Source organism: Streptomyces kebangsaanensis (genome assembly GCF_001906585.1).
GTDB lineage: Bacteria > Actinomycetota > Actinomycetes > Streptomycetales > Streptomycetaceae > Streptomyces > Streptomyces kebangsaanensis.
On sequence record NZ_JUJA01000146.1, the window covers coordinates 256,645 to 265,316 of the forward strand.

General features: G+C 70.6%; 8 protein-coding genes. 6 read left to right on the forward strand and 2 right to left on the reverse strand.

All coding sequences use genetic code 11. The annotated features are described in order from the left end of the window. The 3 genes from RH94_RS44315 to RH94_RS23505 form a co-directional block, all read left to right on the forward strand. On the forward strand, positions 1-471 hold a 471-nt coding region (locus tag RH94_RS44315), incomplete at its 5' end, for an SIS domain-containing protein (RefSeq protein ID WP_324614303.1). A 45-nt stretch (positions 472-516) separates the two neighbouring features. Further along, a complete protein-coding gene (gene manA, locus RH94_RS23500) occupies positions 517-1,668 on the forward strand; it encodes a mannose-6-phosphate isomerase, class I (RefSeq protein WP_073949635.1) in 1,152 nt (383 codons plus the stop codon). A gap of 135 nt (positions 1,669-1,803) precedes the next feature. After that, positions 1,804-2,784, forward strand: coding sequence for a cation diffusion facilitator family transporter (locus RH94_RS23505; protein WP_073949637.1), 981 nt, complete (start codon positions 1,804-1,806; stop codon positions 2,782-2,784). A 58-nt stretch (positions 2,785-2,842) separates the two neighbouring features. On the opposite strand, the gene lepB is transcribed toward RH94_RS23505, so the two are convergent. Then, the gene (gene lepB, locus RH94_RS23510) at positions 2,843-3,508 is read right to left on the reverse strand and encodes a signal peptidase I (RefSeq protein ID WP_073949639.1); all 666 of its coding nucleotides are present in this window, start codon (positions 3,506-3,508) and stop codon (positions 2,843-2,845) included. Between the two features lie 283 nt (positions 3,509-3,791). Here lepB and ahcY point away from each other — a divergent pair, with 283 nt between their 5' ends. Together ahcY and RH94_RS23520 are read left to right on the forward strand one after the other, a co-directional pair. Continuing rightward, positions 3,792-5,249, forward strand: coding sequence for an adenosylhomocysteinase (ahcY, locus tag RH94_RS23515; protein WP_073949641.1), 1,458 nt, complete (start codon positions 3,792-3,794; stop codon positions 5,247-5,249). Between the two features lie 167 nt (positions 5,250-5,416). Beyond that, the gene (locus tag RH94_RS23520; protein ID WP_073949643.1) at positions 5,417-6,034 is read left to right on the forward strand and encodes a hypothetical protein; all 618 of its coding nucleotides are present in this window, start codon (positions 5,417-5,419) and stop codon (positions 6,032-6,034) included. 35 nt (positions 6,035-6,069) lie between these two features. Here RH94_RS23520 and RH94_RS23525 read toward each other — a convergent pair whose 3' ends face one another. Beyond that, positions 6,070-7,032 (reverse strand): RDD family protein, encoded by a 963-nt coding sequence (locus tag RH94_RS23525; protein WP_073949645.1) that lies wholly within the window; start codon positions 7,030-7,032, stop codon positions 6,070-6,072. Between the two features lie 131 nt (positions 7,033-7,163). Here RH94_RS23525 and RH94_RS23530 point away from each other — a divergent pair, with 131 nt between their 5' ends. Beyond that, the gene (locus RH94_RS23530; protein ID WP_073949647.1) at positions 7,164-8,168 is read left to right on the forward strand and encodes a stage II sporulation protein M; all 1,005 of its coding nucleotides are present in this window, start codon (positions 7,164-7,166) and stop codon (positions 8,166-8,168) included. Positions 8,169-8,672: the final 504 nt, after the last annotated feature.

Below are 8,672 nucleotides of genomic sequence, written 5' to 3' on the forward strand. Positions count from 1 at the left end.
CCCGCCATCGTGACGTACAGCAACCCGGCCAAGACGCTCGCCGCCGAACTCGCCGACGCGCTGCCCGTGATCTGGACCGAGGGCGTCTCAGCGGGACCCGCCGGCCGCCGCTTCGCCGCCGGGCTCGCCGAACTGTCCGGCGTCCCCGCGGTCGTCGCCGAACTGCCCGAGGCGCTCGCCGCCCACAGCGCCCTGCTCGCCGGCCCGCTGGCCGCCAGCGCCGACCCGGACGACTTCTTCCGCGACCGCGTCGAGGAGACCCCCGCCCTGCACGCACGCGTGGTGCTGCTCCGCGACCGCCCGCTCGGCGGCCTCACTGCCGCCCCGGCCGCCCGTGACCTGGCCCTCAGCAGCGACACGCCGATCAGCGAGCTGGAACCGGACCCAGGAGACGAGATCGAGACCCTCGCGGAACTGATCGCCGTCACGGATTTCGCCGCCGTTTACCTGGCGCTCGCTTCCGGCGCTTGACCTGTCCTCGGCACCCCCGCCGGCAAGAACTGCAGAGAGAAGCCCATGGACCGCCTCGACAACACCATCCGCCCCTACGCCTGGGGCTCCACCACCGCCATACCGCACCTGCTGGGTGTCGAGCCGAGCGGCGAACCGCAGGCGGAGATGTGGATGGGCGCCCACCCGGGCGCGCCCTCGCGCACCGGACGCGGCACCCTCGCCGAGGTCATCGACGCCGACCCGGAGCGGGAACTGGGCGCCAAGACGGTCGCCAGATTCGGCCCGCACCTGCCCTTCCTGCTCAAGCTCCTCGCCGCCGGCGGCCCGCTCTCCCTCCAGGTGCACCCCGACCTGGACCAGGCCGGGCAGGGATACGCCGACGAGGAGCGCCGCGGCGTCCCCCTCGACGCCCCGCACCGCAACTACAAGGACACCAACCACAAGCCGGAACTGGTCTGCGCGCTCACCGAGTTCGACGGCCTGTGCGGCTTCCGTGAACCGAGCCGGTCCGCCGACCTGCTCGACGCCCTCGGCGTGGACTCCCTCAGACCGTACGTCGACCTGCTGCGCGCCCGCCCCACGGACGCCGCCCTGCGCGAGGTCCTCACCGCCATCCTCACCTCCGACCCCGAGGAGATGGCCGGCACGGTCGCCGCGGCCGCGGCCGCCTGTGCCCGTCTCGGCGGAGACCACGCCCCCTACGCCGGCATAGCCCGCCACTACCCGGGCGACCCGGGCGTCCTCGCCGCGATGCTCCTCAACCACGTCCGCCTGCAGCCCGGCGAGGCGCTCTTCCTCGGCGCCGGCATCCCGCACGCCTACCTCAGCGGCCTCAGCGTGGAGATCATGGCGAACTCCGACAACGTCCTGCGCTGCGGCCTGACCCCCAAGCACGTCGACGTCCCCGAACTCCTGCGCGTCGTCCGCTTCGAGGCCGGCGACCCCGGCATCCTGCGCCCGGAGGCCGCGGCGGACGGCGAGGAGCTCTACGACACCCCCGCCGACGAGTTCCGCCTGTCCCGCTACGTCCTGTCCGAGGGCACCACCGGCCGCGACCTCGCCCTCGACACCCCGCAGATCCTGCTCTGCACGGCCGGTTCCGTCCGGACGGGCGAGCACGAACTGACCCCCGGACAGTCCGTGTTCGTCCCCGCGGACGAAAAGGCCGAGGTGTCCGGCAACGGCACCCTCTTCCGGGCCACGGTCGTCGTCTGACTCCGCTCACGGTGGGCTGACGTACCGCCGCCGGGGCACCCCTGCCGGACCGGGCTGCAACAATGACCCACCGGCACAGCACGGGCAGGAGCCGGAACCGGTACAAGGACGACGGCGAAGGGACCACGCGAACACATGAGCGCGTCAGGCGGCACCAAGGCGATCGTGGCGGCACTCGGCGCCAACCTCGCGATCGCGGTATCGAAGTTCGTGGCGTTCGCCTTCAGCGGCTCCTCGTCGATGCTGGCCGAAGGCGTGCACTCCCTCGCCGACTCCGGAAACCAGTTCCTGCTGCTGGTCGGAGGCAAGAAGGCCCAGCGCGAGGCCACCCCGCAGCACCCGTTCGGCTACGGCCGCGAGCGCTACGTCTACGCCTTCCTGGTCTCCATCGTCCTGTTCTCCATCGGTGGCATGTTCGCCATCTACGAGGGCTACGAGAAGATCAGCAACCCGCACGAGCTGAAGCACTGGTACTGGCCGGTGGGCGTCCTCGTCTTCGCGATCATCGCCGAGGGCTTCTCCTTCCGCACGGCCATCAAGGAGGCCGACGAGCTGCGCGGCAAGCTGTCCTGGACGCAGTTCGTCCGCCGTGCCAAGGCACCCGAGCTGCCGGTCGTCCTCCTGGAGGACTTCGGCGCGCTGATCGGTCTCGTCCTCGCCCTCGGCGGCGTCGGCCTCTCCCTGCTCACCGGCGACGGCGTCTGGGACGGCATCGGCACCGTCTGCATCGGCGTCCTGCTCGTCCTGATCGCCCTCGTCCTGGCCGCCGAGACCAAGTCCCTGCTGCTCGGCGAGGCCGCCGGCACCGACGTGGTCCAGCAGATCGAGGCCGCCATGGTCGACGGCGACACCGTCACCCGCATCATCCACATGCGCACGCTCCACCTCGGCCCCGAGGAACTGCTCATCGCCGCCAAGATCGGCGTCCGTCACGACGACACGGCCGCCGAGGTCGCCGCCGCCATCGACGCCGCCGAGGCCCGCATCCGCGCCGCCGTGCCCATCGCCCGCGCCATATACCTGGAACCCGACATCTACAGCGAGGCCGAAGCAGCCAAGGGCCCGGACCGCGAGGCCACCCCGGGCGGCCCGGCGCCGCACACCGGCGGCCACTGAGCCCGCCACCGCGACGGCCGACGGGGCCCGCCGACCATTCGGCGGGCCCCGTCCGCGTTCACACCCGCGTGGGCCACGGGGGCACGGTCCTCCGCGGCCGCGCGACCAGGGACGCCACCCCCAGCCCGAGCCCCACCAGCACCGTGACTGCCGCCACCAGCACCCCACCGCCGAGGAGGGCCAGTTCGGTACGGCTCGCGACGACCCGGCCCTGCACGGCCGAGACGGACACCGTCCCGTCATGGTCGGAGGCGAAGAAACGCGAATCCATCGAATTCGCCCGGTGGTCGCCCAGCAGGAACAGCCGGCCCCGGGGAACCTTCACGTCGTACGCCCTGTGCATCCCGTCGGCGTCGCCGTCCTTCACGTACGGCTCCTCGAACGGCTGGCCGTTCACCGTGACCCGGGCGTCCGCTCCCGCCCCCGTGCAGCACACGACGTGATCGCCGCCCACCCCGACGACCCGCCACATCACCAGGGCTTCGAAGCCGTAGCGGTCCGGTGCCGAGAACAGGACGACGTCGCCGCGCCGCACTCCGGTGCCGTCGACACGTTCGTAGAAGACCCGGTCTCCCGGCTTGTACGTCGGGGACATGCTGGTGCTCTGCACGACCGCTCCCCCGTACGCCTCCTTGCCGTACACGAACACGCCGCCCCCCAGGAACAGCCCCACCAGTCCCACCACCAGCGCCGCGAGCCCCAGTCTCCGGCTTCTGCCTGCCATTCGTCCCCTCCCTCAGCGGCCCGTCCGCGGCGCAGAGGGTAACGAAGCGGCCGGAGGCGGACTGGGGGCGGCCGGCTCTCCGGTGTAGCTTGGGACGGAGCCAGACGTCGCTGCTGATGGCGGTCGGGCGGTCCGAGGACGGACCGGCCGAGGGAGAGAGGGCCTCCGACGGACTGCGCTGCGCGCACGCGAGCATGACCGTGTCCTCTTCGGGCACCCCAGTGTCCGCCGCCGCGCAGGTCAGCCGTACCCACCTCGCCCCAACCCCGAGGAGCAGCCCGTAATGACGACTGTCGACAACCGACAGGACTTCAAGGTCGCCGACCTGTCCCTGGCCGAGTTCGGCCGCAAGGAGATCTCCCTCGCCGAGCACGAGATGCCCGGCCTGATGGCGATCCGCGAGGAGTACGCCGCCGCGCAGCCCCTCAAGGGCGCGCGCATCACCGGCTCCCTGCACATGACCGTCCAGACCGCCGTCCTGATCGAGACCCTGGTGGCCCTGGGCGCGCGGGTCCGCTGGGCGTCCTGCAACATCTTCTCCACCCAGGACCACGCGGCCGCCGCCATCGCCGTCGGCCCGAACGGCACCCCCGACAACCCGCAGGGCATCCCGGTCTTCGCCTGGAAGGGCGAGACGCTGGAGGAGTACTGGTGGTGCACGGAGCAGGCGCTGACCTGGCCGGACAGTCCCACCGGCGGCCCGAACATGATCCTGGACGACGGCGGTGACGCCACCCTCCTGGTCCACAAGGGCGTCGAGTACGAGAAGGACGGCAAGGTCCCCTCGCCCGACACCGCCGAGTCGGACGAGCACCGCGTCATCCTTCAGCTGCTGACCCGCACCCTGGGCGAGAACCCCCAGAAGTGGACCCAGCTGGCCTCCGAGATCCGCGGCGTCACCGAGGAGACCACCACCGGCGTGCACCGCCTGTACGAGATGCAGCGCGACGGCACCCTCCTCTTCCCGGCGATCAACGTCAACGACGCCGTCACCAAGTCGAAGTTCGACAACAAGTACGGCTGCCGGCACTCCCTGGTCGACGGCATCAACCGCGCCACCGACGTCCTGATCGGCGGCAAGACCGCCGTCGTCTGCGGCTACGGCGACGTGGGCAAGGGCTGTGCGGAGTCCCTGCGCGGGCAGGGCGCCCGCGTGATCGTCACGGAGATCGACCCGATCTGCGCGCTGCAGGCGGCGATGGACGGTTACCAGGTCACCACCCTGGACGAGGTCGTCGAGACGGCCGACATCTTCATCACCACCACCGGCAACAAGGACATCATCCTTGCCTCCGACATGGCGAGGATGAAGCACCAGGCGATCGTCGGCAACATCGGCCACTTCGACAACGAGATCGACATGGCCGGCCTCGCCAGGATCCCCGGCATCGTCAAGGACGAGGTCAAGCCGCAGGTCCACACCTGGACCTTCCCGGACGGCAAGAAGATCATCGTGCTGTCCGAGGGCCGCCTGCTCAACCTGGGCAACGCCACCGGCCACCCCTCGTTCGTGATGTCCAACTCCTTCGCGGACCAGACCCTGGCCCAGATCGAGCTGTTCACCAAGCCCGACGAGTACCCGACCGGCGTCTACGTGCTGCCCAAGCACCTCGACGAGAAGGTCGCCCGCCTCCACCTGGACGCCCTCGGTGTCAAGCTCACCACGCTGCGCCCGGAGCAGGCGGCGTACATCGGTGTGGACGTCGACGGCCCGTACAAGCCGGACCACTACCGCTACTGACCGGCACGGAGCCGCAGCCCCGCGTCTCAGCCAGGTCCTCCGCTCCGAGGCAGGCCCCCGCACCCCCGTGTCGGGGGCCTGCCCCTTTCGCCGGACCAGCGGCCGTCACGCACACCGGGCCGAACCGCCGAGGTGACCGGACCAGCCCCTCAGAACCCAGGACCCCCATGCCCCGCGGCCGTTATTCGCTTCACGATCCGCACGATCACACCCCTTACGCGGAAGAGCACTTCCAGTGCGCCCCCGGGCCCTCCGGCTGGCGCTACGTCTCCCAGCTGACCACCCCCTCGGGCGACCATCACGGCTCCGTCGACCTCGCCCTCGACGAGCTCGGCCGCCCCATCCGCCTCGAACTCCACACGGGAAGCTGGCAGGTGCGCGGCGCCGCCCTCGACGGCGTCACCTGGGTCCGCACCGACCCCACCGGCACCCGGGCCACCGAAGGCAATGTGCGTGCCCACGCCTTCACCGGCACGTCCCCCGCGTTCCTCGTCGCCACCGCTCGTCTCCTGCGCCTCACCCCCTCCGCCGCCGCGACCCGCGTACGCCTCGTCCTCTTCACGGAACCAGTCCTCGCCCCGCGCACCGTGGACCAGTCCTGGGCTCTGGTGGAAAGAGAAGCACACGCCACTGACAACGGCCCCCTGATCGTGGACGAATACCAGGTCACAGCCCTGGATACCGGCGAACAGCACGCCGTGCACATCGCCGGGGACGTGGTCCTGGCGGCCCCCGGCATCGAGCTCGAGGACCTCCAGTCGCCGCCGTCGGTCTTCGACCCCTGAGCGCGAGGCGACAGAGATCGGGCCGGCCGGCCGACTCAGGCGGGCGGCACGAACCCGGTGCTCGGGCGCGCCGTGCCCGCAGTGCCGGGTGCGGGAGTCTCCGGGTGCCCGCCGGTGCCGTATGCCGAAGACCCAGGACGGGCTCCGGCCGGATATGACGGCGGAGGCGCGGTGGGCGGCTGCGGTGGGGAGAAGCCGGGCGCGCCGGACAGGGCATCGCCCCCGTCGGCTGCTCTTTCCACCGCCGGGCTCTTTCCGAACACGTGCCGGGCCTCCCGGGTCTGCCGCTCCTGCAGCACCGCCGCCAGATACATGGCCGGCGGAACCCCGGCCGGCGCCGGAGTCCCGGTGCGGGAGGCTAGATCGGAGGCAAGCCGCTCCGCCATGCCCCAGCCGACCTGCGGGTCCAGCTGCTGCATCCGCGTCAGGTACTGCCGTATCGCCAGCCACAAGCCCTCGGGGACCGCCGACAGGTCCAGTGCCGAGAAACGCCCTGCCAGCCAGGGCGGCGGCGGAGGCACGAACGCCGTCGGCCCGGCCGGTACCCGCTCCCGCACGACCAGGGTGCCCGCGAACACATCGCCCAGCCGGCGCCCGCGCGCCGACACCAGCGAAGCGATACACGCGATCACCCCGAAGGTCATCAGAATCTCGACCACACCGACCGCACCGCGCACCAGCGCGTGCCGGAACCGGATCGGCCCGCCGTCGTCCCTGACCACCCGCAGTCCGCACGCCATCTTCCCGAGGGACCGCCCGTGGCTGAGCGTCTCCACGGCTATCGGTCCCCCCACCAGCACGAGCAGGAACGTCGCGATCGCCAGCGCCGTCTGCGCCGCCTCGTCCAGGGAAGCCGTGGCAGCGGCCACGACCACGGTCACGGCGACGTAGACCGCCACGGCCACGAGGAGGTCGAGCAGTACCGCCAGCACCCTGCTGGGCAGTCTCGCGGGGCGCAACTCCAGCGCCACCGCCTCGCCCGTCACCAGCTCACTCACACCCGTCGTCCTTCCCCTGGCCTGCCCTGAGAACGGCCAGTCTGCCAAGCTGAGGGAAATCGCGCCGCGGTACGACAAGCGGACACAGCCGACGCGCCGTCGAACAACCAGCCGAGGAGCAGGCAGACCCGATGGACCTGGACGTCTTCGTCTCCGCCCACCGAGCCGAGTGGGACCGCCTCGACGCCCTGCTCCGCCGTCGCCGCCTCACCGGCGCGGAGGCCGACGAACTCGTCGTCCTCTACCAGCGCGCGGCAACCCACCTCTCCCTGATCCAGTCCAGCGCCCCGGACCCTCAGCTGACCAGTTGGCTCAGCCAGCGCGTGGCACGCGCGCGGAGTGCCGTGACGGGAGCCCGCCGGGCCTCGTGGCGAGACGTCACCCGCTTCCTGCTGGAGGGTTTCCCCGCGGCGGTCTACCGGACCCGCTACTGGTGGGTGCCCACCGCGGTCCTCTCCACTGTCGTCGCGGCACTTCTGGGCTGGTGGATCGGTACGCACCCCGAGGTGCAGGCCACGATCGCGGCCCCCAGCGAGCTACGAGAACTCACCCGACCCGGCGGCGAGTACGAGACGTACTACTCCAGCCATCCCGCGGCCTCCTTCGCCGCCCAGGTGTGGACGAACAACGCCCAGGCCGCCGCCATGTGCCTGGTCCTGGGCGTCTTCCTGGGACTGCCCGTCCTGTGGATCCTCTTCGAGAACATGCTCAACCTCGGCGTCGGCATCGGTCTGATGTCCTCGGCCGGCCGGCTCGACACGTTCCTCGGTCTTGTTCTGCCGCACGGCCTGCTCGAACTGACGGCAGTCTTCGTCGCCGCCGGTACGGGACTGCGCCTCGGCTGGACGCTCATCGATCCCGGTCCCCGCTCCCGACGCACCGCCCTCGCCGAGGAAGGCCGCGCCGCGGTGGGCATGGCGATCGGCCTGGCCCTGGTCCTCTTCGTGTCCGGCGCCGTCGAAGGCTTCGTCACCCCCTCGGGCCTGCCCACCTGGGCTCGCATAGGCATCGGCGTCATCGCCGAGCTGTCCTTCCTCGCGTACGTCTTCGTCCTCGGCGGTCGTGCGGCCCGGGCCGGCGAAACCGGGGACGTGGAGGCAGTCGAGCGAAGCGCCACCGTGCCGACGGCCGCCTGATGTGCGTTTACGTCTGCTGAACTGCTAGTCTCCTCTTCGCCGCACCGGAGCCGTTGACACGGTTCGGGCGTGGAGGTAGATTCGAACAGTTGCCTGGAGATGGACCTGGTCCAGCTGGGCGACCGTGAGCATCTGTCTGCTTCTGGAGACGACGACAACGTCGACCGCGAAGAAGCCCCCCGATGAATCGGAACAACGGCCGGTCAAACCGGATCAAAAGTTCTGGTAAAGTCGGAACCGCCGGAAAGGAAAGCGCGGAAGCGCGGACCTGGAAAGCACCGAGGAAATCGGGTCGGGAAGATCTGATAGAGTCGGAAACACCGAAGGGAAGCGCCCGGAGGAAAGCCCGCGAGGGTGAGTACGAAGGAAGCGACCGTTCCTTGAGAACTCAACAGCGTGCCAAAAATCAACGCCAGATATGTTGATACCCCGTCTCCGGCCGTCACGGCCGGGGCGAGGTTCCTTTGAAAAAAACACAGCGAGGACGCTGTGAACCGAGGGGGA

What these genes read in the sequence shown, in the direction of transcription:
- manA (WP_073949635.1), top strand. Translation starts at nt 517, where the DNA reads ATGGACCGCCTCGACAACACCATCCGCCCCTACGCCTGGGGCTCCACC.
- RH94_RS23505 (WP_073949637.1), top strand. Translation starts at nt 1,804, where the DNA reads ATGAGCGCGTCAGGCGGCACCAAGGCGATCGTGGCGGCACTCGGCGCC.
- lepB (WP_073949639.1), bottom strand. Translation starts at nt 3,508, where the DNA reads ATGGCAGGCAGAAGCCGGAGACTGGGGCTCGCGGCGCTGGTGGTGGGA.
- ahcY (WP_073949641.1), top strand. Translation starts at nt 3,792, where the DNA reads ATGACGACTGTCGACAACCGACAGGACTTCAAGGTCGCCGACCTGTCC.
- RH94_RS23520 (WP_073949643.1), top strand. Translation starts at nt 5,417, where the DNA reads ATGCCCCGCGGCCGTTATTCGCTTCACGATCCGCACGATCACACCCCT.
- RH94_RS23530 (WP_073949647.1), top strand. Translation starts at nt 7,164, where the DNA reads ATGGACCTGGACGTCTTCGTCTCCGCCCACCGAGCCGAGTGGGACCGC.